This is a genomic window from Pseudomonas sp. Seg1 (assembly GCF_018326005.1).
GTDB lineage: Bacteria > Pseudomonadota > Gammaproteobacteria > Pseudomonadales > Pseudomonadaceae > Aquipseudomonas.
The window spans coordinates 383,136-407,298 of record NZ_AP021903.1; the positions used below are offsets into that span (position 1 = coordinate 383,136).

Here is a 24,163-nt window from a genome sequence, read left to right on the forward strand (position 1 = left end):
AATTACGCCGAAAGTGCCAGAGCGATTTCTGGGAAAAGGGGTTGCAACGCCGCTGCGCCGATACGCTGGGTGACCCAGTCGTCGGAATAGATGGTTTCGAGGTAGCGCTCACCCATGTCGGGTGAGATCGCCACGACAACGTCGTCGGGACGGATGTGCGGCGCCCATTGCTGGATGCCCGCGAGGACGGTGCCGGTGGAGCCGCCGAAGAGCAGGCCGTAGCGTTGCGCCAGCCAGCGGCAGACCTTGATGGTCTGTTCCTCGGGAATCGACAGGAAGTCGTGAATCCCGGACGCCTCGAATATCTCCGGCAGGCGACTGGTGCCCAGACCCGGGATATGCCGCGTGCCCCCCGGCAGGCCGAACGTGACCGAGCCGACAGTATCGACAGCGATGACTTTGGTCTGTGGATGATGTTCGGCGAAGTAGTTCTTGCAGCCCATCAGCGTGCCGGTAGTGCCGGCGCCGACAAACAGGTAATCCACATGGGGAAACTTATGGGCAATGGACTTGGCAGTCGCTTGATAGTGGGCGAGGGGATTGGTCGGATTCTTGTACTGGTTGAGCCAGATGTAATCCGGGTTCTCCGCGACCAGTTGCTCGATCAAACGAATGCGCGAATTAAGGTAACCGCCGTTTTCGTCACGCTGATCAACCATGATCATCTCGGCGCCAAGTGCCTGCATGAGCTTCCTGTTTGGCGCAGAAATGTTCGGGTCAATCACACAGACAAACTTGTAACCCTTGGCGGCGCAGACCATGGCCAGCGCAACCCCCAGATTCCCCGATGAAGACTCGACCAGACGCGTCTTATGGGAAATCCGCCCCTGATTTTCCAGATCGGTAATCAGTGCGTGTGCGGTTTTGAGTTTTATCGATCCGGCAGGATTCAGTCCTTCGATTTTCAGTTGGATCCTTGCGCTGCAAAGTTCTCCAATCTGCACATAACTATCTTCATTGATAAGTTGCTTGATCATACGTCGTCCGTTTCGCTCTTTTGCCGGGCGCACGGGGGCGCCAGCATTCATCCTGGAATGTTTGAAAAGCAGTAAATGCAGTTCGCCTGTTGGTTTTTTTTAGATTTTTTAGCTGGACAGGAAGTGACCTTGCGGTGAACGCCGATCTATTCAAAAAATCAGGTTTTGCGCTCTGACGACCTCAAGGGTCGAGAGTGTTGCGGGGCGCAAAGTAGAGCCAGTCATTGGCTCGCCAAGGCTTGGAGAAATACTGGCGAAATTTCCTACAAGGGGAGAGATACAGATTTCGGGTATTTTTCAGTACAGGTGGGGATGGGTGTATCGAGAGGGAGAGGGCGAGTAGGGAGGCATGATCAAATCGCAGGCATAAAAAAACCCTGAATCTTGCGATTCAGGGTTTTCGGTATTTGGTGCCCAGAGACGGAATCGAACCGCCGACACGGGGATTTTCAATCCCCTGCTCTACCGACTGAGCTATCTGGGCAACGGGGCGCATTAAAAGGGTTTTTCGGATTTACGTCAACGACTTTTTTAAAATTTCTTAAATTAATTCCGTCGCTTACGATCCCACCCCCGATTTTGCGGGTTTACTCGGCAGGCGGAACGTAGCCTTCGGCCTTGGCGTAATCCTCGCCGGAGAAGTACTTGTCCATCTCGCCCTGAAGATATTTGCGATCCTCGGCGTTCATCATGTTCAGGCGTTTTTCGTTAATCAGCAGGGTCTGGTGTTTCTGCCAGTCGGCCCAGGCCTTGGCGGAGACGTGATCAAAAATATCCTGACCTTTGGCGCCCGGGAAAGGAGCGCGTTCCAGAGCGGGCAATTCTTCTTTGTACTTACGGCACATGATGGTGCGGGTCATGGTGACTCTCCTGCATTCAATACGGCAGCCGCGCGTTCGAGCAAGGTTTTGACCGGGGCGGCGAGGCCCAGGCGCGGCGGGGTGGCGAGGTTATACCAGAGCCAGTCGGCCTCGGCCACGTGATGGCTGGCCTCCTGCACCTGAACCAGCCAGGGTTCGATGGACAGCTGGAAATGGCTGAAGGTGTGGACAAGGTTTGGCAGCGCCTGCTGCTCGCCCATGGTCAGCGAGTGCTGATCGGCGAGATGTTGCAGGTCGTCGAGGTCGTCGAGTTCCGGCAAGCTCCACAAACCGCCCCACAGGCCTGTCGACGGACGGCGATAAAGCAGAATCGCGCCGTCGCCATTGGCGAGCATCGGCATCAGCGTGCGTTTCTGCGGAATGACTTTGCGCGGCTTGGGAATCGGGTAGCGCGTCTCCAGGCCAAGCATGTGCGCTTCGCAGCCACGTTCCAGCGGGCACAACAGGCAACTCGGTTTGCTCCGCGTGCAGAGTGTGGCGCCCAGATCCATCATCGCCTGGGTGTAGGCGTTGACCCGATCGTACGGCGTAAAACGCTCAGCGTTGGCCCAGAGTTGTTTGGCGACCTTCGGCTCGCCGGGGTAGCCCTCTTGCGCGGTAAAGCGCGCCAGAACGCGTTTGACGTTGCCGTCGAGAATCGGCGCGCGCAAGCCCATGCTGATGCTCGCGATGGCGCCAGCAGTGGACAGGCCAATGCCTGGCAGATCCGTAAGCTTTTCGACGTCACGCGGAAACTCGCCGCCGTACTGGCTGACGACGATCTTCGCGGTCTTCTGCAAATTGCGCGCGCGGGTGTAATAACCCAGGCCCGTCCACAGGTGCAGTACTTCGTCTTCCGGCGCCTCGGCCAGCGCTTGAACCGTCGGTAGCGCGGCCATGAAACGGTCGAAATAGTTGAGCACGGTGCTGACTTGCGTCTGTTGCAACATGATCTCCGACACCCACACCCGATACGGATTGATGTCTTGCTGCCAAGGCAGATCGTGGCGGCCGTGGCGGTCGAACCACTCCAGCACCGCCTGTGAAAACTGCTCCGCTCTCATCGCTTGAACAGCCCCTTCAATGCGTTTTTCAATTCCGGGCTGACCTTGTCGCCGAGTTTCTCGTTAATTTTTTCGCTGAGTTTGTCACCAGCCAGTTTGGTCGCGACCTGACCGAGACGGTCGTTGTCCACACGGCAGGCCTTGGCGCCCAGTTCCAGCGGGCCACGGCAGCGCAGCGGCCACTCGATGCCGACGAATTTTTCGCCGACCTGACAGGCCGGATCCGGCATGGCGCTGGTGTCACCCTCAACGATGATGCCGACGCGGTAGTCCATGCCGAGCACACGCAGGTCGATATCGCCGTCACCGTTGACGGTCATGCCCGGGATGCGCACTTTCAGGTCCGGGTTGCTGGCGATACCGTTGCGGAAGGTCAGGTTGCCCTTGAGTTCCTGGAATGGCGTGTCTTTGCCCCGTGGCTCGCCGCTAAGGGTTTTGCGGTTGAGCGTGGCGATGCCTTTGCACAGTTGCTGCTCAAGGTTGGCGTTGAGCAGCACGCCGTTGTTGATCACGAAACTGGCGTTGCCGTTGAGGGTTTCGATCAGTGCCTGTTGGCTGTTGCCGCTGCCGGTGACATTACTGTTGAGGGTTACCAGGCCTTTGACCGGCGGATTCTTGCCCTGGCTTTCGAGGATTTTTTCCGCCGGTACGCGGTTGATCTTCGTCTGCAGGTTCAGCACTGGCGCGCTCGGGCGTACGTCGAGGGTGCCTTTGGCTTCGAAGCCGCCGTTGTACAGCTCGCCGCTCAGATTATTGAGGGTCAGCAAGCCGCCTTGGCCGGTGGCTTTGAGTGCGGCGTTCTGGATCGGCAATTTGTCGAGGGTCAACTGGCCGAAAGTCAGGTCGGCATCCACATCGAGCTTGGCCAGGCGTTCAACCGGCAGGAGACGATCAGTGCTCCAGGCGCTTTTGCTCGGTTTGTCCGGCAGCGGCGTGGAGCCTGCGCCGGCCATGGCATCGGCTTCGGTGCTGGCGACTTCGGCCTGACGCACTTGCGTGGCGCTGGTGGCCTTTTCCGATTTCGGCGGCAAGTAGCGGTCGACGTTGAAGGTGTCTGCCTTGAGGATCGCCCGCAGCGATTGTTTGGCGAAATCCTCGACGGCGATGCGGCCGCTGAAGCTGCTGTCGTCGATCTTCAGGTTGATGTTGTCGAACGCGGCGCTGGTTGGCGTGGCCGAAACACGGCTGACCAGTTCGACCTTGCTCAGGCTACCCTCGGCCATGGCCGGCAGTTTCTGGCCGATGCTGTCGACGAATTTCGCCAGATCGAACTGCGCGATCGAGATGCCGCCAGTGATCTGCGGGGTCTTGTCGAGGTCGTTGGCTTTCAGTTCACCCAAGGCGCGCAACTGGTTGGCGGAGATCTTGATGCCGGTCCATTCGGCGACGTTCGCGGCTTTATCCAGCAAAAGCTGGCCTTGGGCGGCGAAGGTCATGGTCTTGCCTTGAAGCGGGTCACCGGCCAGTTCGCCGGAAAGCTTCAGGTCTTCAAACTTGTAGCGTTGCAGAGCGCGCTCGAAGCGCAGTTCACCCGTGAGTTCGGTACGCACCCGCAGCACGGGCTGATTAGTGCCGAGGAAGGCAGTGGCTTTCACCGGAATGTTGGTCGAATCGTGCACCGGGCCGGTGCTCAACTGGATGCTTTCGGCGCTGAACTGCTTGCCGGTCAGTTCGTCGTTGTACTCAACACGGGCGTTGTTGACGGTCAGGCTGTCGATGTCGAGGCGGATCGGCTGCGCGGGTTTTTCCACCGCGACCGGGGTGTCGCTGGCGGGTTCGCCGGGGGTGGCTGGCGGCGTTGTGCCGGCCGCGACAGGCACCTTGCCGATGTCTTCCCAGTTGCCGTGACCGTTCTTGTCGCGGTTCAGACGGAGGTTGAGGCCTTCGACGCGCACATCGCTCATCTGCACTTCGCGGCGCAACAGCGGCAGCACGCGCACGGACAGGCCGAGCATCTGCAAGTCGGCAAAAGGTTCGGTGGGCTTGGCCAGGGTGGCGACGCTGGCTTCGTGCAATTCCAGGCCGAGCCACGGGAACAGGCTCCAGCCGATATCGCCATTGAGCGTCAGCTCGATGTGGGCCTTGTCGCGGGCTATCTGGCGGATCTCGTCTTTGTAATCGTTGGGATCGAAGAGGTGGGTCAGGGCAAAGCCTGCCGCCACGATGATCAGCAACAGCCCGAGAAGTACCAGACCCAGGATTTTGCCGAACGCTTTCATGGGCGAGTCCTTGTAGTTAGTCGAATTCGTAATTTAGCCGGGGAGTATAGCGCTGCAACGGCCCGTTTCGGGGTGAAGTCATGTTGTCAGCACCATCAGTGGCAGGTGCAACCTGGCGGCGATGGCCTCGGCTTCAAGATGCCCGACAGGCGCCAGCAGACGCAGTTCTGCCCCCGCTTGCGACGCCATTTTCTGCGCTTGGTTCACCAGCCGCTCGGCAACCCCACGGCGTCGGGTAACTTTTCGTACGCATAAATGCGACAAGTACCAAACCTCGGGGTGCCTTGTCAGACGTGCGGCGCCGAGCAAGCGGTCATTGAAACGTCCGGCAATAAAACAGCCGTCAGCCAAGGCGCTTTCGATCAGCTCGGCCTCGCCGGAGAACGGCGCAAACAGCCAATCGGGCGCATCGCGGTAAATCTTCTGCAAATCCTGCTGGTCCTGATAACTGGCGTCTTCAAGCGTCTGAACGATGACTGGCATGGTGGCTCCGTAGGAAATGTCCTGTGCAGGAGATCAGGTGACATGAAAAAGGTGATATCAGTTTGGTTTTTCTGTCACGTGCAAATGGTAACCTTCGCCGGTTCGTCCGTCCTTCTGCGACTTAACGTCGCGCCTTCAAGGAGCTTCACCTGAAAAAACGGTCATGCCTGCGTGCATTAAGGCCGAGGGTGAACAGTGGCTGGCGAACCATACTAATAATTGGGGGATACACAATGAGCACGAGCATCACGGCGGACGGCGTCAACGCCGACCAGCCTGCGTTCCTGTCCAAGGAACGCATCATCGCCAAGCCCGGTTTCAACCGCTGGCTGGTACCACCGGCCGCTCTGGCCATTCACCTGTGCATCGGCATGGCCTACGGTTTCTCGGTGTTCTGGCTACCGCTGTCCAAGGCGTTGGGCATCACTGCGCCAGTGGCTTGCGCGCCGGACATGAGCTTCATCGCTCAGGTGTTTTCTTCGCAATGCGACTGGCCGATCTCGATGCTCGGCTGGATCTACACCCTGTTCTTCATCTTTCTCGGCTGCTCGGCAGCGATCTGGGGCGGCTGGCTCGAACACGCCGGGCCACGCAAGGCCGGTGTCGTATCGGCGCTGTGCTGGTGCGGCGGTCTGCTGATCTCGGCGCTGGGTATTTATACCCACCAGATCTGGCTGATGTGGATCGGTTCCGGTGTGATCGGCGGTATCGGTCTGGGCCTGGGCTACATCTCGCCGGTGTCGACCCTGATCAAGTGGTTCCCGGACAAGCGCGGCATGGCTACCGGCATGGCGATCATGGGCTTTGGTGGCGGCGCGATGGTTGGTGCCCCATTGGCCGCAGCGCTGATGGGCCACTTCGCCTCGCCAACCAGCGTCGGCGTGTGGCAGAGCTTCCTGGTGATGGCCGCGATCTATTTCGTGTTCATGATCGGCGGCGCACTGTCTTACCGCGTACCGCCAACTGGCTGGAAGCCTGAAGGCTGGACCGCTCCGGCGAAAAAAGCTTCGAACTCGATGATCACTCACCGTCACGTGCACGTGAATGTCGCGTGGAAAACCCCGCAATTCCGTCTGGTCTGGCTGGTGCTGTGCCTGAACGTATCGGCGGGTATCGGCATCCTCGGCATGGCTTCGCCACTGCTGCAGGAAGTGTTCGGCGGCAAACTGCTGGGTGTTGACGTGCCGTTCGGTCAGCTGGATGCCGGGCAACTGGCCTCGATCGCCGCGATTGCGGCCGGTTTCACTGGTCTGTTGAGCCTGTTCAACATTGGTGGCCGGTTCTTCTGGGCATCGTTCTCGGATTACTTGGGCCGCAAAAACACCTATTTCGTGTTCTTCGCCCTCGGTTTTGCCCTGTATGCGTTGATCCCGAACCTCGGTCATCTGGGCAACGTTGCGCTGTTCGTGGCGGCGTTCTGCATCATCCTGTCGATGTACGGCGGTGGTTTCGCGACCGTTCCTGCGTATCTGGCCGACCTGTTCGGTACGCAAATGGTCGGCGCGATCCACGGTCGTCTGCTGACGGCGTGGGCGGCAGCTGGTGTGCTCGGTCCGGTGTTGGTGAACTACCTGCGTGAGTATCAGCTGAGCATCGGCGTGGAACGCGCGGCGGCTTACGACATCACCCTGTACATCCTCGCCGGCCTGCTGGTGCTGGGTTTCCTCTGCAACATGCTGGTACGCCCGGTGGCTGACAAGTACTTCATGACCGACGCTGAGCTGGCGGCCGAACAGGCACTGGGTCATGACAAAGGTGCTGACGCGACCACCGTGCTGGAATGGAAAGCCGCGCCGGGCAGCAAGCCGTTGGCGGTGGCTGCGTGGCTGGTGGTGGGTATTCCGTTGGCGTGGGGTGTGTGGGTGACCCTGCAGAAAACGGCAGTATTGTTTCACTAAGTAATTGGTAAAACGCAGTACCCCTGTAGGAGTGAGCCTGCTCGCGATAGCGGTCTGACAGTCACAGAAATGGTGACTGTGAGGCCCTCATCGCGAGCAGGCTCACTCCTACAGTCGGTTTGGGGTGCCTGTAATGGCTTGTATGGACATGTCTACCCGCGACAGCCGGGGGTTCTATCCGTCTGCCATGTCACGTCTCGTGTTTCTGTTTCGGCCCCGCGTGCCTATAATGGCTGCCTTTTTCGCCCAATGATTTTGCGGAGCTGGTGATGGCCGAACGTAAGGCGTCTGTCGAGCGCGACACTCTGGAAACCCAGATCAAAGCCTCGATCAACCTTGATGGCACCGGAAAGGCCCGATTTGATATCGGTGTTCCTTTTCTTGAGCACATGCTGGATCAGATCGCCCGTCACGGGTTGATCGACCTGGATATTGAATGCAAGGGCGATCTGCATATCGACGACCACCATACGGTGGAAGACGTCGGTATCACTCTCGGCCAGGCCTTCGCCAAAGCCATCGGCGACAAAAAAGGCATCCGTCGCTACGGCCACGCCTACGTGCCGCTCGATGAAGCGCTGTCGCGCGTGGTGATCGACTTCTCCGGCCGCCCAGGCCTGCAGATGCACGTGCCGTACACCCGCGCCACCGTAGGCGGCTTCGACGTCGACTTGTTCCAGGAATTCTTCCAGGGCTTCGTCAACCACGCACTCGTCAGCCTGCACATCGACAACCTGCGCGGCACCAATACCCACCACCAGATCGAAACCGTGTTCAAGGCTTTCGGCCGCGCCCTGCGCATGGCCGTGGAGCTGGATGAGCGCATGGCCGGGCAAATGCCATCGACCAAAGGCGTTCTGTAATGCAGACGGTTGCAGTTATCGATTACGGCATGGGCAACCTGCACTCGGTGGCCAAGGCCCTCGAGCACGTCGGTGCCGGCAAGGTGTTGATCACCAGCGATGCGGACGTGATCCGCGAAGCCGACCGCGTGGTATTCCCCGGCGTCGGTGCAATTCGCGATTGCATGGCGGAAATCCGTCGTCTCGGTTTCGACTCGCTGGTGCGTGAAGTCAGCCAGGATCGTCCTTTCCTCGGCATCTGTGTCGGCATGCAAGCCTTGCTCGACAGCAGCGAAGAGAACGACGGCGTCGACTGCATCGGCCTGTTCCCGGGCGCGGTGAAGTTCTTCGGCAAAGACCTGCATGAGGACGGCGAACACCTGAAAGTCCCGCACATGGGCTGGAACGAATTGAAACAGAAGGTCAGCCACCCGTTGTGGCATGACATTCCGGACATGGCGCGTTTCTACTTCGTGCACAGCTACTACATCGCCGCCGCCAACGCGCGTCAGGTGGTGGGCGGCGGTCATTACGGTGTCGATTTCGCCGCAGCGCTGGCCGAAGGCTCGCGCTTTGCCGTGCAGTTCCATCCGGAGAAGAGCCATACACATGGCCTGCAATTGCTGCAGAACTTCGCGGCGTGGGACGGTCGCTGGTAATGGCTATCAAGAAGAAACCGCCGATCCTGACCCTCACTCCCGAGCAGGAGAGCGAGGCCAATCACAAGATCAAACGCTTCATGGAGGATCGATTCGAACTCGACCTCGGCTCGTTTGAAGCGGCGGAAATTCTTGAGCTGTTTACCCGCGAAATTGCTCCGCACTATTACAACAGGGCGATTTTCGATGTGCAGACCCACCTTAAGGAGCGGTTTGAAAGCATCGAAAGCGACCTGTGGGCGCTCGAAAAAAATTAAGAGCAGCGGCAAGCGTCAAGCTGCAAGCTGCAAGAGATAGACGCGCGTGCGCGCTTGCAGCTTATGGCTTGCAGCTTGCCGCTCTTTTGACGAAGGAAAAAGCATGCTGATTATTCCCGCTATCGATCTTAAAGACGGTGCCTGCGTACGTCTGCGCCAGGGCCGCATGGAAGATTCCACAGTGTTCTCCGATGACCCGGTGAGCATGGCTGCCAAGTGGGTGGAGGGCGGTTGCCGTCGTCTGCATCTGGTCGATCTGAATGGCGCGTTCGAAGGTCAGCCGGTCAACGGCGAAGTGGTCACCGCGATCGCCAAGCGCTACCCGACCCTGCCGATCCAGATCGGCGGTGGCATCCGTTCGCTGGAAACCATCGAGCACTACGTCAAGGCGGGCGTGAGCTACGTGATCATCGGCACCAAAGCCGTGAAAGATCCGGCGTTCGTCGCTGAAGCCTGCCGTGCATTCCCGGGCAAGATCATTGTGGGTCTGGATGCCAAGGACGGTTTTGTCGCCACTGATGGCTGGGCTGAAATCAGCACCGTGCAAGTCATCGATCTGGCCAAGCAGTTTGAAGCCGACGGCGTGTCTTCGATCGTTTATACCGACATCGCCAAAGACGGCATGATGCAGGGCTGCAACGTGCCGTTTACCGCTGCGCTGGCTGCGGCCACCAAGATCCCGGTGATCGCGTCCGGCGGCATCCACAATCTCGGTGACATCAAGTCGCTGCTCGACGCCAAGGCGCCAGGCATCATCGGCGCCATCACTGGCCGGGCGATCTACGAAGGCACCCTCGACGTCGCCGAAGCGCAAGCTTTCTGCGATTCGTACCAAGGCTGAGGACTGACCATGGCGCTGGCCAAACGCATCATCCCTTGCCTGGACGTGGACAACGGCCGGGTCGTCAAAGGTGTGAAGTTCGAAAACATCCGCGACGCCGGTGACCCGGTGGAAATCGCCCGTCGCTATGACGAGCAGGGTGCCGACGAGATTACCTTTCTCGACATCACCGCCAGCGTCGATGGCCGCGACACTACGCTGCATACCGTTGAGCGCATGGCCAGCCAGGTGTTCATCCCGCTGACCGTCGGTGGCGGTGTGCGTACCGTGCAGGACATCCGCAACCTGCTCAATGCCGGTGCCGACAAGGTCTCGATCAACACCGCAGCTGTGTTCAATCCGGAATTCGTTGGTGAAGCAGCGCAGCATTTCGGCTCGCAATGCATCGTCGTCGCCATCGACGCCAAGAAAGTCTCCGGCCCCGGCGAAACCCCGCGCTGGGAAATCTTCACCCACGGCGGCCGCAAGCCGACCGGCCTCGACGCGGTCGAGTGGGCGAAGAAAATGGAAGGCCTCGGCGCCGGTGAGATCCTGCTGACCAGCATGGATCAGGACGGCATGAAAAACGGCTTCGACCTCGGCGTGACCCGCGCCATCAGCGATGCACTGGGCATTCCGGTGATCGCTTCCGGCGGTGTGGGCAATCTGCAGCATCTGGCTGACGGCATCCTCGAAGGCCATGCCAGCGCCGTGTTGGCGGCGAGTATTTTCCACTTCGGCGAATACACCGTGCAGGAAGCCAAGGCGTATATGGCGCAACGCGGGATTGTGATGCGCTAAACCGTACAGGCCAGTGGACAGCATGGCGTACCCAAGGCACTCTTGGGCACGCCATGGATTTCGGTAGCCCGACATGATCAAACGCCTGCTTCTTGTTCTCGCCAGTGCCTGTGTGTTGCTGCTCGATACTGCCCGGGCCGAAAACAGTCCTGACACCGATCTGGTGCTCCTCACCGAAAACTTCCCGCCGTACAACATGGCGAAGAACGGCAAGAATTTCGCTCAGGGCGAGAACATCAACGGCATTGCCACCGACATCGTGCGCGAGATGTTCCAGCGCGCCGGCATCACCTACAGCCTGACCCTGCGTTTCCCTTGGGAGCGCGTCTACAAACTGGCCCTGGAAAACCCCGGTTACGGTGCGTTCGTGATGGCGCGGCTGCCGGATCGCGAAAAACTCTTCAAGTGGGTCGGCCCGATCGGCCCCGACGACTGGATCCTGTTGGCCAAGGCTGACAGCAAGATCACCCTCGAAACCCTCAATGACGCGCGCAAGTACCGGATCGGTGCCTACAAGGGCGATGCGATTGCCGAGACGCTGACCAAGCAGGGCTTGAAGCCAGTGGTCGTGCTGCGTGATCAGGACAATGCGAAGAAACTGGTCAACGGTCAGATCGATCTGTGGGCAACCGGCGATCCTGCCGGCCGTTATCTGGCGCGGCAGGATGGCGTGACCGGACTCAAGACCGTGCTGCGTTTCAACAGCGCCGAACTGTATCTGGCGCTGAACAAGGACGTCTCCGACGAAGTTGTGGCCAAGCTGCAGGCTGCGCTCGATCAGCTGCGCAAAGAAGGCGTGGTTGACGACATCATGGCAAGGTATCTGTAGCGTTCGGCAAGTCTGGCTCCGGCTCTGGTAATGGCGCGGTGACCTCGTTGTCTGCCGATGGCGTATCGATGATCGCCTGTACTGCCGGTTCAACCAAAGGCACAACCATTACTTCAGGCTCCGTCGGCGTGTATTGGCTGATGTGCAAGCTGTTGCCATCGGTGTAACTGACGTCGTCGGTAACGTGCGTACCGTCCGCGCGTAGCAGCACATAATCACTTTGCATCAGATAGACCCCTATCGAGCTGTTTTTTGCCATAACGGCAGCGACCTCGATTGGCGCGGGGTTGAGCCATTCATTCGACTGAATTTCGCACTGGGTAAAAGCATTGTTCAACCGCGCCGAAAACAGGAACGGCTGGCGAGCGTTGCTTTGCCATTGAGCGCCGAACTCGATCGAGGTGAGCTGGGTGAAGGTGCGCAGGTTTTCCGATCTCTGGGCGCGGGGTGCCGTCCAGCGAATCGGTCTGGCGTCATCTTGGCCGTTCTTGCAATGGCCGACGAGCTGATAGTAATCCGTGCGTTGCAGAAGATAGAAAGGTGACTCTCGCAGTTGCTCGCGTCTGGAAAGTTGTGGGTCCTTCACCGCGAACCATGGAAGCCTAGCGGTCTGTGTGGGGTGTTCAGGTACCTGCGCACAGGGAGGTATTTCACTGTCGAGCACGGGCAAGGTGGGGGCAGGATTGACCTCGAGCGAAATCCGAATGCGCAGCGAATAGACGAACAAGTTGTCGGGTCTGGAATAACCGCTACAGCCGACAAAGGTGCCGGGCACCAAGTAAATTTCATCCGCTGGTGCCGATGGCGGAATGGCGCTCCAGGTGCTGATGCTTTTTCGAGCGCCGCTGCTCCTGTCATTCCATGTCTGTTCACTGAGACCAGAAGCGATCACAAGGTCGGCACGGACACAGCGGACGGCGTTGAAAGAAGGTTTTTGATGGCCGTCGGAACATACCGATCCCAGCGCCACGTAACCTTCGGGAGGAACGGGGCGCCAGATCGCTCCGTCCTTTTTCGATCCCGATCCGGTGTCTTCCCAGATCAGTTCGTAGTCGACAGGCCGGCATAGTGCTTTGCCTTTGGCAGGATCTGCGCTGGGTGTATCAGCCTCGCAAACCACGGCCACGATATGCCTGCCAGTGATGTTGTCGTGGTTATCAATGAGCACGTCGCCCAATGGGAAATAGCCGGGAAGCACATCGGCGGCCGGGGTCGGACGCCAAATCGCGGCCTTTTTTGCCCGTGAACCGTGGGTGTCCCAGATGCGGAGAAACTCCGTCGTGAAGTTGATCAGCAGGTTGTCGTGGCGGATGGGCTCCATTTGCCCGGCTGGCACAGCGGTATCGTCATGCGTCGTCATAGTCACTCCTGATAGTTGAAAGGCGACTCAGGGAGTCGCAACCTGTTGCAGGTCTAACTATCCGGATGTAGGCCCAACCTCTGGCGGTAACTATGTATTGCGTGGTGACCGCGTGTTACCGATACACGCCGTCTTTGCCATGACCGGCCATAGCGCGATTGCTGCGCACGCTGATCATTTGCTTGATGTCGATCCATTCGATGCCCTGAGCCTTGAGCTTGGGCAGCTCGCGCTCCAGCACAGCGAGGGTCTGCGGGTACGGATGGCCGATCATCACCGCCGATCCTTGTTTGTGCGCCAGGCTGATCGCCGTCTGCAATTGGGTGAAAATTGCCGCTTCGGTGCGCTCGTCATCGAGAAACACATCCCGCGACACGCTCGCCAGATCGATCTTCTGCGCCTGTTGCGCCGCCACGGTTTGCGCACTGGTGCGGCTGTCGACGAAGAACTTGTGGCGGCGCTGCAATTCAGCCATCAACCACGCCATCGCCACTGGTTGCGCGGTCATGCGGCTGCCCATGTGGTTATTGATGCCGGCGGTGTAGGGGACCATTTTGAAAGCGGCTTTGAGGCGTTTTTCAAGTTCTTCGATGGGCAGTTCGGGGTGCCAGGCATACGGCCCGGTGGCCGGGTCCATGGGCATGTGCAGGATCACGATTTTGCCGGCGCGATGGGCTTCCCGGGCAAATTCGGTGGCGTGCGGGGTGTCGGGCATGATCGCCGTGGTCACCGGGCCGGGCAAGGCCAGCACGCGGCGATCCCGGGGCAGGTTTTGCCCCAGGTCATCGATGATCAGTGTCAGGTAGGCTTTGTGAGGTGTCGAACCAGCGGGCTCTGCATGAGCAGCACCCGCCAGACAGCACAACAGAACGAAGACGAAACGCAGAGACATCCTCAGCGGCCGGACGTAATGCTCAGCCCTTTGAGCAGGCTCAGGGCCTGGGCCAGTTGGTAATCGTCATCCTGCGGCATGGCCTTGGCCTTGGCGCCGGAACCGGTCGGTTTGTCGGCGCCGCCGTTGCCATTGCCCAGGTGACCCTGCAGGTCGGCTTCCTTGAAGTAGTCGCCGTCCGCTTCGTTGGTGATCTTCGCCTTGCGCACTTCGATGTCCGGAACGATGCCCTGGGCCTGGATCGAACGGCCATTTGGCGTGAAGTACAACGCCGTGGTGATCTTCAGTGCGCGGTCGTTGTTCAGCGGCAGCACGGTTTGTACCGAGCCCTTGCCGAAACTGGTGGTGCCCATGACCACGGCGCGTTTCTGATCCTGCAAGGCGCCGGCGACGATTTCCGATGCCGAGGCGCTGCCACCGTTGATCAGCACGACCATCGGTACCGCTTCGCTTTCGTCCTTGCCGGTGGCGGAGAAGCGCAGTTCCGAGTTGGCGATCCGCCCCTTGGTGTAGACGATCAGGCCTTTGGTGATGAAGTGATCAACCACTTCCACCGCTGCCTGCAACACGCCGCCCGGGTTGTTGCGCAGGTCGAGGATGACGCCGTTGAGCTTCTTGCCGTTGTCCTTGCGCAGCTTGGCCAGGGCTTTGGAAACTTCTTCGCCGGTCTTGACCTGGAACTGGGTGATGCGGATATAGCCGTAGCCCGATTCGAGCAATTGCGCCTTGACGCTCTTCACCTGAATTACAGCGCGGGCCAGGGTCACGTCGAATGGCGTGCCGCCGTCGCGCACCAGGGTCAGGGTGATTTTCTGGCCGATCTTGCCGCGCATCTTGTCCACGGCTTCGGTCATGGTCTGGCCGCGCGTCGGTGCGCCGTTGATCTTGACGATGAAGTCACCGGCCTGAATGCCGGCCTTCGACGCGGGGGTGTCGTCGATTGGCGAGACGACCTTGATGAAGCCGTCCTCGGAACCGACTTCGATGCCCAGGCCGCCGAATTCACCGCTGGTGCTTTCCTGCAACTCGGTGAAATCTTCCGGGCCCAGGTAAGCGGAGTGCGGATCGAGGTTGCTGAGCATGCCCTTGATCGCGTTTTCCAGCAGGGTCTTGTCGTCCACTGGCTCGACATACGCGGCTTTGATCCGGTCCATGACCTCGGCAAAGGTGCGCAACTCTTCCAGCGGCAACGGGGCCTTGGAGGTTGCAGCAGTGCCTGCTGGAGCGACAGCCGGAGCCGGTTGTGCGGCGAACGCCAGAGGCGCGCCGATCACCAGGGCGATCGTCAGGGCCAGCGAGGTAAGGCGGGACAAATGCAGCATGTCGAACGAACTCCTAATGTTGGTGACTCAACGCCTATCCTTGCGCGCGGCACCATTGCGCCGGATCACTCGGGTGACCCTGCTGACGAATTGCGAAATACAGTGCAGGTGTGTCCTGACCGCCACTGTTTCCGACAGTGGAGATGGACTCACCGGCTTTTACCACGTCACCGGCTGATTTGAGCAGCGTCTGGTTGTGACCGTAAAGACTCAGAAAACCGTTGCCGTGATCGAGGATCACCAGTAGCCCGGCACCGCGCAACCAGTCGGCGAACACCACACGGCCGCCGTGTACAGCATGCACCTGACTGCCGGCGGAGGCGCTGATCATCACGCCGTCCCACTTGGTCCTGGCGTCGTCGCCACGGGTTTCACCGAAACGTGCCAACAGTCGACCATCAACCGGCCACGGAAGTTTTCCCCGGGTTGCGGCAAAAGGGCCGCCGAAGGTCTCGCCGCTGCTGGAAACCAAGGCGCCGGGTGTTGATCTGGCAGGTTTTCGTGGGGCGTCGCTGTTTTCAGCTTCGGCCTCACGTAAACGCTTTTTTTCCGCTTCCTGCTGGGCGATCAGCGCTTTCTGCCGCGCTTCTTCTGCCTCACGAGCCTGGCGGGCCAAGGTTTCTTCAATGGTTTTAAGGACTTTAGACAGGTCTGCCTGATCCTGCTCGCGAGAGGCAAGTTTCTGGTCGCGGGCCTTTACGTCGTCGTTGAGTTTGGCGAGGACTTGCTGGCGTTCCTTGCGGACCTTGTCGAGCTCTTCGCGCTGAGTGTCGAGGCTGCTTTTCTGTACGAGCAATTGTGCCTGCTGCAAGCCGATGTCTTTTTCGACATTGGCCAGTTGGCGCAGGGTTTCGTTGAAATTCTTCAGCTGCTCCAGGCGGGCCTGGCTCAGGTAATCGTAATAGGTGAGGGTACGGGCGAATTTCTCGGGATTCTGCTGGTTGAGCAGCAGTTTGAGGTATTCCTGGCGGCCGTTCTGGTAGGCCGCGCGGGCCTGGATGGCGATCAGTCGCTGCTGTTCAGTGCGCGCGCTCTGGAGTTTTTTTTTCTCCGCATCGAGCCGCTGCAACTCGGATTCGCTTTTCTGCAGTTCTTTCTGCAGGGCGTCGACCTGCTTCTGCAGCTTGCCCATCTCGGTTTCAGTGCCCTTGAGCTCTTTCTGCACGCCGGACTTTTCTTCCTGGAGTTTGCCCAGCAGCTTTTTCAGCTCGGCAATGTCCTGACGCGTGGCATCCAGCTGCTGCTGGGTTTGCGCGCGCTCGTCAGCGAAGGCCGGTTGGAGCAGGCAGGTCAGAGCGAGGGCAATCAGGACGCGAAGCATAGGGGCGGGCGGCACCAGGGTAAGGGACGGCCTAGTATGCCCGCCCGAGGCTGCAAAAAAAACGCCCAATTGGGCTTGTGTGATAACTGGCCTTAAAAACTCTGCAAACCAGTGTAGAGCGACCTGTGGCGAGGGGATTTATCTCCGATCGGCTGCGCAGCAGTCGCGAAATCAGCTTGCACGGCGCGTCAGACACGCCGTGGTGTTCGGTTTCAGGGCGGCTTCGCCGCCCATCGGGGATAAATCCCCTCACCACATAGCCACTCCCACAAGGTTTTGCAGGGTTTTCTGGATTCGGGTCAGACCAGAATCGAGGTGCCGGTCATTTCCGCCGGTTTTTCCAGTCCCAGCAACTTGAGCATGGTTGGCGCCACGTCCGCCAGTACGCCGCCTTCACGGACCTTGAGGTCGCGCTTGCCGACATAAATGAACGGCACCGGCTCGGTGGTGTGCGCGGTGTGCGCTTGCCCGGTGGACTCGTCAGCCATTTGCTCGACGTTGCCGTGGTCGGCGGTGATCAGCGCTTCGCCGCCAACCTTTTCCAGAGCCTCGACGATGCGGCCGACGCAGGTGTCCAGGCATTCAACCGCTTTAACTGCCGCGTCGAACACGCCGCTGTGGCCGACCATGTCGCCGTTGGCGTAGTTGACCACGATGACGTCGTAGCGCTGGTTTTCGATGGCGTCGACGATACGGTCGGTGACTTCCGGCGCGCTCATTTCCGGCTGCAAGTCGTAGGTGGCGACTTTCGGCGACGGGATCAGGATGCGCTCCTCGCCCGGGAACGGTTCTTCACGGCCGCCGGAGAAGAAGAAGGTCACGTGAGCGTATTTTTCGGTTTCAGCGATGCGCAGCTGAGTCTTGCCGTTCTTCGCCAGATAGTCGCCGAGCACATTTTCCAGGCTGCCCGGCGCAAAGGCTGCGGGAGCCGGGATGCTCGCGGCGTATTGGGTCAGGCCCACGTATTGCACTTTCGGCTGGCGGCCGCGCTCGAATTCCTTGAAACCGTCTTCGACAAAGACACGGCTCAACTCGCGGGCACGGTCGGCGCGGAAGTTCATGAACACCACGGCGTCGCCGTCTTCGACCTTGACTGGCTCACCAATCGAAGTGGCTTTGACAAATTCGTCACTCTCGCCACGGGCGTAAGCCGCTTCCAGACCTTCCTGGGCGGTGGCTGCGTTGAACTCGCCGTTGCCGTCAACGATCAGGTTGTAGGCTTGGGTCACGCGATCCCAACGGTTGTCACGGTCCATCGCGAAGTAGCGGCCGATGATGCTGGCGATGCGGCCCTTGCCGAGGGCCTGGAACGTCGCGTCAAGCAGTTCGATCGACGATGCGGCGCTTTTCGGCGGCGTGTCGCGGCCGTCGAGGAAGGCGTGCAGGTAGATTTTTTCGGCGCCGCGCTTGAAGGCCAGTTCGGCCATGGCGATCAGGTGATCCTGGTGGCTGTGCACGCCGCCATCCGACAGCAGGCCCATGAAGTGCACGGCTTTGCCGGCGGCCACGGCTTTATCCACAGCGGCGCAGATGGTCGGGTTCTCGAAGAACTCGCCGTCGCGGATCGCTTTGGTCACACGAGTGAAGTCCTGATACACCACCCGGCCGGCGCCGAGGTTCATGTGGCCGACTTCGGAGTTGCCCATCTGGCCGTCCGGCAGACCGACGTCCATGCCGCTGCCCGAGATCAAGCCATTTGGCACGGTGGCCCAGAGGCGATCAAGTACAGGCTTCTTCGCCGCAAAAACGGCGTTGGATTCGGGGCTGTCGCTGTGACCGAAGCCGTCGAGAATGATCAGGACCAAAGGTTTAGGCGTGGTAGTCATGGAATCCACTCGTGGCTAATAAAGAAGAGGGCGATGGAAAAGGGAGTTGGAGTTTAAAGCGAAGTTCCGACGGCGTCACCGCCGGACGGGGTTTGGCCGACCATAGTGGCTGTGTATACTGGCCGACATTTTAACGCCCTGGAACCTCCTTCGATGGTTGCTCACCTGATTGAATTTGCCACTAACCACTACATTCTTGTCGGTATCTTCGTCGTACTGCTGGCTCTGCTGCTGGCGCACACGATGCAGGGCGGCGGTAAAAGCCTGAGCACCGGTGAGCTGACCGCACTGGTCAACAAAGATGCGGGCGTGGTGGTGGACATCCGTCCGGCCAAGGATTTCGCTGCCGGCCACATCGTTGGCGCCGTGAACATTCCACAGGACAAACTGGCAGCGCGTATCGGCGAGCTGGAAAAACACAAGGCCAAGACCATCATTCTGGTCGACGCTCTGGGCCAGACCGCCGGCACCCACGCCCGCGAGCTGATGAAATCCGGCTTCACCGCCGCCAAGCTGTCCGGCGGGATTTCCAGCTGGAAAGGCGACAACCTGCCGTTGGTGAAGTGATATGAGTGAAGTCATCGTCTACTCCAGCGATTACTGCCCTTACTGTTCGCGAGCCAAATACCTGCTCGAGAACAAAGGCGTGGCCTTCAAAGAGATCAAGGTCGATGGCAAGCCGCAGGTGCGCGCCGAAATGACCCAGAAGGCCGGGCGCACGTCCGTGCCGCAGATCTGGATCGGCGAAAAGCACATCGGCGGTTGTGACGATTTGTATGCCCTGGAGCGCGCCGGCAAGCTCGACGCGCTGCTCAAGGCCTGAACGGCTGCACCCACGTACAGCAATCCCTAAAGACCCAAGATCAGAAAGGATCTGAGATGACTGACCAACAGAACACTGCAGCCAGCGAAGAAGAAACCGCACCGCAATTCTCCTTGCAGCGCATCTACGTTCGCGACCTGTCTTTTGAAGCCCCGAAAAGCCCGGCGATCTTCCGTCAGCAGTGGGATCCGACCGTTGGTCTGGATCTGAACACTCGCCAGAAAGAACTTGAAGGCGATTTCTACGAAGTCGTGCTGACCCTGTCCGTGACCGTGAAAAACGGTGACGAAGTGGCCTTCATCGCTGAAGTGCAACAGGCCGGTATCTTCCTGATCAAGAACCTCGACCCGGCGTCGATGAGCCACACCCTGGGTGCGTTCTGCCCGAACATCCTGTTCCCTTACGCTCGTGAGACTCTGGACAGCCTGGTAACTCGCGGTTCGTTCCCGGCACTGATGCTGGCTCCGGTGAACTTCGACGCCCTGTACGCGCAAGAGCTGCAGCGCATGCAGGAAAGCGGCGAGACCCCGACCGTTCAGTAAACGGTCTGAGCGACAACGAAAAAAGCGCCGTTACAGGCGCTTTTTTCTTGGCTGATCGTTCCTACGCTCTGCGTCGGAATACCTCTGAGGACGCTCCGCGTCCAGTGACGCGGAGCGTCACGGGCTGTATTCCCACGCAGAGCGTGGGAACGATCAGGCATTTATTTTGCGGTGTTATTTGAAGTCGTTCTGGCGCCACGCTTCGTACACAGCCACGGCCACGGTGTTGGACAGGTTCAGGCTGCGGCAGCCTTCGCGCATCGGCAGGCGCAGGCGCTGTTCGGCGGGCAGGGCGTCCAGCACTTCTGGCGGCAGGCCACGGCTTTCCGGGCCGAAGATGAACGCATCACCCGGCACAAACGCGGCATCGTGAAACGGCCGCGAACCCTTGGTGGTGAACGCGAACAGCCGTGGGTTGCCCAGGCTTTCCAGGCAACTGGCGAGGTCGGCGTGGCGTTGCAGCGTGGCATATTCGTGGTAGTCGAGACCGGCGCGGCGCAGGCGCTTGTCGTCCATCTCGAAACCCAGCGGTTCGATCAAATGCAGGTGGCAGCCACTGTTGGCGCACAGCCTGATAACGTTGCCGGTATTCGGCGGAATTTCTGGTTGAAAAAGGATGACGTGAAACATGCACGGCTCCGAAGGTAAAGATGAGCGGCATTCTACGCCGCCTGTGGACAACCGTTCGAAACTATTCCCGCGGGTGATCGGTTCGCTGGCGATCGTCGGCGTGATGATCGGCCTGATGATCGGCCGCCTGACCACACCGGATCCGAGCGTGCTGCAACAGGTCGAGGTGATCGACGGCGGTCTGGTGGTCTGGTTCAACAACGAGCCGAAGCTGCACGGCGAGGTGGTCGACGGTGCCGTGGCGCTTCTGTTCCAGGCTGAAGGCAAGGCGCAGAAAGGCCAGCTCAAGCTCAACGGCAAAGACGTCAACTGGCGTACGCGAGCGAGTGATGGCGGGTTGTTGCTGACGGTGCTGGCGGCGCGGCCGCTGCAAGGTGACTGGACCGGCAGCGAGGTCGATGACCGCTGGCGGCTGGAGATCCATCTCCGGGAGCAATAAAAGCGGGAATCCCTGACCTGCCTGTATCAGGGTTCCCAAAACGGGGTGGACTTCGCTCGTAGCGTCGGTCCGTTGTAAAGAGGGAACCCCCGGCCTGCCTGTACCAAGGATCCCAAAAGGGTGGGCGCATCGCATTGCGATGTGCGCCCGGTGTAAAGAGGGGAATCCCCGGCCTGCCTGTACCAAGGTCCCCGAAACGGGTGGTGAATCGAATCACCTGTAAGAGGTATTGCAGGGGGCGTGCCAGTTTTTAATCTGCTGAAACAAAAAAGCTGATGAGAAACGCGAAAGCCCCGGAATTCGGGGCTTTCGTGTTTTTGGCGTTGTTGTTTTTCGGTGATTTTCACTAACGATCTGAACTGAAAGTTATGCTCGATTGCGGTTCAAGGTGCATTACTCTGGTGCACAGAGGACTAGTTGTGGGAGCGGGCTTGATCGCGAAGGCGTCGTGTCAGTCACGATCCTTTTCAATGACACACCGCTTTCGCGAGCAAGCCCGCTCCCACATTGGATCTTTGATGTTCACGTAATGTGTGTTCACCGCAGACCTATAGGCTGTTTAACCCTCATCCCCCTCATCATCATCCCCACCATCAACCTTCATCCCCAGTTCCTTGATCTTGCGCGTCAGGGTGTTACGCCCCCAACCCAGCAAAACGGCGGCATCACGGCGACGCCCGGCGGTGTGCTTCAAAGCCGTTTCGATCATGATCCGCTCGAACGCCGGTACCGCGCTGTCGAGCAGGCTCGACTGGCCACGTGCCAACGCCTGATCGGCCCACTGGCGCAACGCCTGCTCCCAGTTGGTCACTGGCGCCGAATCCTGCGGCAGGTTCAACAGTTCCGGTGGCAAATCGCTGATATGCACTTCACGGCCGGAGGCCATGACCGTGATCCAGCGGCAGGTGTTCTCCAGCTGGCGCACGTTGCCGCCCCACGGCAGGTTTTTCAGGTATTCCTCGGTCTCGCTTTTCAGCAGCTTCGGCTCGACCGCCAGCTCTTGCGCGGCGCGGCTGAGGAAGTGCTTGGCCAGGGTCGGGATGTCTTCGCGACGGTCCGACAGGCGCGGGATGTGGATGCGGATCACATTAAGGCGGTGGAACAAGTCCTCACGGAATTTTCCGGCGTGGACCAGGGTTTCCAGATTCTGGTGTGTCGCGGCGATGATCCGCACATCGACCTTGACCGGTACATGACCACCGACGCGGTAGAACTCGCCGTCGGCCAGCACCCGCAGCAGACGGGTTTGTGTATCTGCCGGCATGTCGCCGATTTCATCGAGGAACAGCGTGCCGCCATCGGCCTGTTCAAAGCGTCCGCGACGCAAGTTGGCCGCGCCGGTGAACGCGCCTTTCTCGTGGCCGAACAGCTCGGATTCCATCAGGTCCTTGGGGATCGCCGCCATGTTCAGCGCAATGAACGGCGAGGCCGCACGCGGGCTGTGGCGGTGCAGGGCGTGGGCGACCAGTTCTTTACCGGTGCCGGATTCGCCGTTGATCAGCACGGTGATGTTGGAGTGGCTCAAGCGGCCGATGGCGCGAAAAACTTCCTGCATCGCCGGCGCTTCGCCGATGATTTCCGGGGTGCGGGTCAGCGCGGGCACCACTTCCAGGCCTTGCTGTTCTTGCGCGTGCTGGTTGGCGCGTTTGACCAGCGACACCGCCTCATCCACGTCGAACGGCTTGGGCAGGTATTCGAAAGCGCCGCCCTGATAGGAGGCGACAGCGCTGTCCAGATCGGAGTGGGCAGTCATGATGATGACCGGCAACCGTGGGTGCTGCTCGCGGATCCGCGCCAGCAGATCCAGCCCGCTGGCACCCGGCATGCGGATATCGGAAATGATCACATCAGGCTGCTGACGGGCCAGACGACTCATCACGCCATCGGCGCTGTCGAAGCTCTGCGTGGTCATGCCTTCCTGCTGCAAGGCCTTTTCCAGAACCCAACGGATAGAACGGTCGTCATCGACGATCCACACGGTTTCACTACGGCTCATGTCGATGTGGCTCCTTGTTCCAGTGGCAGAAAGATCGAGAACGTGGTGTGGCCGGGGTGGCTGTCACACTCGATCAGGCCCTGGTGCTGGCTGATGATGTTCTGGGTAATGGCCAGGCCCAGCCCGGTACCGTCCGGGCGGCCGCTGACCATGGGAAAGAAAATGGTTTCCTGGAGTTCCGCCGGGATGCCCGGGCCGTTGTCGATGATCTCGATCTTGGTCACCAGACGATGGCGGACGTGGCCGATGGTGAACTGGCGCATGGTCCGGCTACGCAGGCTGATGCGGCCCAGGCGCAGCTCGTTCTGGCTGCTGATCGCCTGCATCGCGTTGCGCACGATGTTCAACACCGCCTGAATCATTTGCTCGCGGTCGATCAATACGTCGGGAATGCTTGGGTCGTAATCACGCACCAAGGTGATGCAGCCCTGACTTTCCGCTTCGACCAGTTGGCAAACGCGCTCGAGCACTTCGTGAACGTTGCACATGGCCAGCGACGGCAACTTGTTCGAGCCAAGCATGCGGTCGACCAGATTGCGCAGGCGGTCGGCCTCTTCAATGATCACGTTGGTGTAGTCGCGCAGGCTGTCTTCCGGCAGCTCTCGGGCCAGCAGTTGCGCGGCGCCACGAATGCCGCCGAGCGGGTTTTTGATCTCGTGGGCAAGACCGCGCACCAGCATCTTGCTGGTTTCCTGCTTCGACAGCTGGGCCTCTTCCTTGGTGATCCGCAGCAAGCGATCACGCGGGTGGACTTCCAGCAAAAGCAGGGTCGCGCCGTTGCTGAGGATCGGCGTCACCGCGTAATCCACGGTCAAGTTCTGACCGGTGAGGGCCGTGAGCATCGCTTCGCGCTTGGTGAACGGGTGTGCCTGTTCCACCGCCTGGCGCAGGGAATTGAGCGCTTCGGTGGATTCGGTGAACAGCTCGCTGATGAACTGCCCATGGCTACGCTGCCCGCTGATGGCGAGCAGCATCTCCGCCGCCGGATTCATGTACTCAAGGCGCAATTCGGCATCAAGCAAGATGGTAGCGGTGGTCAGGTTGTCGAGCAGCAAACGGGGGATTGCGTCACTTATAGTCATCAGGGCCTCTTTTGGGGGCGGAGCGTGCGCAACAAGCAAGCGTCGTTATCGGGAAAATGCAAAAACCAAACCAAGGCTCCGAAAAGAAGCGTTCAACCCCTGAAACGGGCGTTTGACGCTCGTTTGCGTGGCAGTCGGCCAGCTCTCGCGGGTACTTTCGAACCAAAATGGGTTGCAATGTGGGTACGGTGCAGCCTGTTGCACCAATATAGTGCGCAAAG

Annotated in this window: 24 protein-coding genes and 1 tRNA gene; 11 read left to right on the forward strand and 14 right to left on the reverse strand. The window is 59.7% G+C overall.

Annotated elements, in window-relative coordinates:
• Nucleotides 1-2: 2 nt before the first annotated feature.
• The 6 genes from sbnA to KI231_RS01670 form a co-directional block, all read right to left on the reverse strand.
• The gene (gene sbnA, locus KI231_RS30185) at nt 3-977 is read right to left on the reverse strand and encodes a 2,3-diaminopropionate biosynthesis protein SbnA (RefSeq protein ID WP_349306216.1); all 975 of its coding nucleotides are present in this window, start codon (nt 975-977) and stop codon (nt 3-5) included.
• Nucleotides 978-1,385: 408 nt separating this feature from the next.
• Nucleotides 1,386-1,461: transfer RNA gene (locus tag KI231_RS01650), tRNA-Phe, on the reverse strand.
• 103 nt (nt 1,462-1,564) lie between these two features.
• A complete protein-coding gene (locus KI231_RS01655) occupies nt 1,565-1,837 on the reverse strand; it encodes an oxidative damage protection protein (protein ID WP_003220737.1) in 273 nt (90 codons plus the stop codon).
• Nucleotides 1,834-2,901, reverse strand: a complete 1,068-nt coding sequence (mutY, locus tag KI231_RS01660; protein ID WP_213027259.1) for an A/G-specific adenine glycosylase — start codon at nt 2,899-2,901, stop codon at nt 1,834-1,836. The genes KI231_RS01655 and mutY overlap by 4 nt, the downstream gene beginning before the upstream one ends.
• On the reverse strand, nt 2,898-5,120 hold the full coding sequence (locus KI231_RS01665) for an AsmA family protein (RefSeq protein ID WP_213027260.1): 2,223 nt from the start codon (nt 5,118-5,120) through the stop codon (nt 2,898-2,900). Before KI231_RS01665 ends, mutY begins: the two co-directional genes overlap by 4 nt.
• Nucleotides 5,121-5,198: 78 nt before the next feature.
• A complete protein-coding gene (locus KI231_RS01670) occupies nt 5,199-5,603 on the reverse strand; it encodes an acetyl-CoA sensor PanZ family protein (protein WP_213027261.1) in 405 nt (134 codons plus the stop codon).
• A 233-nt stretch (nt 5,604-5,836) separates the two neighbouring features.
• Here KI231_RS01670 and KI231_RS01675 point away from each other — a divergent pair, with 233 nt between their 5' ends.
• The 7 genes from KI231_RS01675 to KI231_RS01705 all read left to right on the forward strand — a co-directional run bounded on the left by KI231_RS01675 (nt 5,837) and on the right by KI231_RS01705 (nt 11,709).
• Nucleotides 5,837-7,501: an OFA family MFS transporter gene (locus KI231_RS01675; RefSeq protein ID WP_213027262.1), complete on the forward strand. Its 1,665-nt coding sequence runs from the start codon at nt 5,837-5,839 to the stop codon at nt 7,499-7,501.
• A 269-nt stretch (nt 7,502-7,770) separates the two neighbouring features.
• Entirely contained in the window at nt 7,771-8,364 is a 594-nt protein-coding gene (gene hisB / locus KI231_RS01680; RefSeq protein ID WP_007909204.1) for an imidazoleglycerol-phosphate dehydratase HisB, read from the forward strand.
• Nucleotides 8,364-9,002, forward strand: a complete 639-nt coding sequence (gene hisH / locus KI231_RS01685) for an imidazole glycerol phosphate synthase subunit HisH (protein ID WP_213027263.1) — start codon at nt 8,364-8,366, stop codon at nt 9,000-9,002. The genes hisB and hisH overlap by 1 nt, the downstream gene beginning before the upstream one ends.
• Nucleotides 9,002-9,259, forward strand: coding sequence for a DUF2164 domain-containing protein (locus KI231_RS01690; RefSeq protein WP_103304196.1), 258 nt, complete (start codon nt 9,002-9,004; stop codon nt 9,257-9,259). The genes hisH and KI231_RS01690 overlap by 1 nt, the downstream gene beginning before the upstream one ends.
• A 103-nt stretch (nt 9,260-9,362) precedes the next feature.
• The gene (hisA, locus tag KI231_RS01695) at nt 9,363-10,100 is read left to right on the forward strand and encodes a 1-(5-phosphoribosyl)-5-[(5-phosphoribosylamino)methylideneamino]imidazole-4-carboxamide isomerase (protein WP_003220753.1); all 738 of its coding nucleotides are present in this window, start codon (nt 9,363-9,365) and stop codon (nt 10,098-10,100) included.
• A gap of 9 nt (nt 10,101-10,109) precedes the next feature.
• Nucleotides 10,110-10,880 carry an imidazole glycerol phosphate synthase subunit HisF gene (gene hisF, locus KI231_RS01700; protein WP_003220755.1) on the forward strand — a complete coding sequence of 257 codons (771 nt, stop codon included), beginning with the start codon at nt 10,110-10,112 and terminating at the stop codon, nt 10,878-10,880.
• 73 nt (nt 10,881-10,953) lie between these two features.
• Nucleotides 10,954-11,709, forward strand: coding sequence for a substrate-binding periplasmic protein (locus KI231_RS01705; protein WP_213027264.1), 756 nt, complete (start codon nt 10,954-10,956; stop codon nt 11,707-11,709).
• On the opposite strand, the gene KI231_RS01710 is transcribed toward KI231_RS01705, so the two are convergent.
• The 5 genes from KI231_RS01710 to gpmI all read right to left on the reverse strand — a co-directional run bounded on the left by KI231_RS01710 (nt 11,690) and on the right by gpmI (nt 18,430).
• Nucleotides 11,690-13,069, reverse strand: coding sequence for a Vps62-related protein (locus KI231_RS01710; protein ID WP_213027265.1), 1,380 nt, complete (start codon nt 13,067-13,069; stop codon nt 11,690-11,692). The two genes, KI231_RS01705 and KI231_RS01710, sit on opposite strands and share 20 nt — an antisense overlap.
• Before the next feature lie 115 nt (nt 13,070-13,184).
• Nucleotides 13,185-13,961: a divergent polysaccharide deacetylase family protein gene (locus KI231_RS01715; protein WP_213027266.1), complete on the reverse strand. Its 777-nt coding sequence runs from the start codon at nt 13,959-13,961 to the stop codon at nt 13,185-13,187.
• 2 nt (nt 13,962-13,963) lie between these two features.
• Complete coding sequence (locus KI231_RS01720; protein WP_103304200.1) at nt 13,964-15,283, reverse strand: S41 family peptidase; 1,320 nt, start codon at nt 15,281-15,283, stop codon at nt 13,964-13,966.
• Between the two features lie 34 nt (nt 15,284-15,317).
• Complete coding sequence (locus KI231_RS01725; RefSeq protein WP_103304201.1) at nt 15,318-16,604, reverse strand: murein hydrolase activator EnvC family protein; 1,287 nt, start codon at nt 16,602-16,604, stop codon at nt 15,318-15,320.
• A gap of 299 nt (nt 16,605-16,903) precedes the next feature.
• Nucleotides 16,904-18,430 (reverse strand): 2,3-bisphosphoglycerate-independent phosphoglycerate mutase, encoded by a 1,527-nt coding sequence (gene gpmI, locus KI231_RS01730; protein ID WP_213027267.1) that lies wholly within the window; start codon nt 18,428-18,430, stop codon nt 16,904-16,906.
• 153 nt (nt 18,431-18,583) lie between these two features.
• On the opposite strand from gpmI, the gene KI231_RS01735 reads away from it, so the two are divergent.
• The 3 genes from KI231_RS01735 to secB are packed head-to-tail and all read left to right on the forward strand — an operon-like array spanning nt 18,584 to nt 19,795.
• Nucleotides 18,584-18,997 (forward strand): rhodanese-like domain-containing protein, encoded by a 414-nt coding sequence (locus KI231_RS01735; protein ID WP_083367280.1) that lies wholly within the window; start codon nt 18,584-18,586, stop codon nt 18,995-18,997.
• Nucleotide 18,998: 1 nt separating this feature from the next.
• Nucleotides 18,999-19,253 carry a glutaredoxin 3 gene (gene grxC, locus KI231_RS01740; protein WP_103304203.1) on the forward strand — a complete coding sequence of 85 codons (255 nt, stop codon included), beginning with the start codon at nt 18,999-19,001 and terminating at the stop codon, nt 19,251-19,253.
• 56 nt (nt 19,254-19,309) lie between these two features.
• Nucleotides 19,310-19,795, forward strand: coding sequence for a protein-export chaperone SecB (gene secB / locus KI231_RS01745; RefSeq protein WP_103304204.1), 486 nt, complete (start codon nt 19,310-19,312; stop codon nt 19,793-19,795).
• Between the two features lie 174 nt (nt 19,796-19,969).
• Here the strand turns inward: secB and KI231_RS01750 are convergent, their stop codons facing one another.
• Nucleotides 19,970-20,425, reverse strand: coding sequence for a tRNA (cytidine(34)-2'-O)-methyltransferase (locus tag KI231_RS01750; RefSeq protein ID WP_003220777.1), 456 nt, complete (start codon nt 20,423-20,425; stop codon nt 19,970-19,972).
• On the opposite strand from KI231_RS01750, the gene KI231_RS01755 reads away from it, so the two are divergent.
• Nucleotides 20,424-20,864, forward strand: coding sequence for a hypothetical protein (locus KI231_RS01755; RefSeq protein WP_103304205.1), 441 nt, complete (start codon nt 20,424-20,426; stop codon nt 20,862-20,864). The two genes, KI231_RS01750 and KI231_RS01755, sit on opposite strands and share 2 nt — an antisense overlap.
• 559 nt (nt 20,865-21,423) lie before the next feature.
• Here KI231_RS01755 and ntrC read toward each other — a convergent pair.
• Both ntrC and glnL read right to left on the reverse strand, forming a co-directional pair.
• Nucleotides 21,424-22,860, reverse strand: a complete 1,437-nt coding sequence (ntrC, locus tag KI231_RS01760) for a nitrogen regulation protein NR(I) (RefSeq protein ID WP_007909238.1) — start codon at nt 22,858-22,860, stop codon at nt 21,424-21,426.
• Complete coding sequence (gene glnL / locus KI231_RS01765; protein WP_103304206.1) at nt 22,857-23,942, reverse strand: nitrogen regulation protein NR(II); 1,086 nt, start codon at nt 23,940-23,942, stop codon at nt 22,857-22,859. The genes ntrC and glnL overlap by 4 nt, the downstream gene beginning before the upstream one ends.
• Nucleotides 23,943-24,163 lie beyond the last annotated feature (221 nt).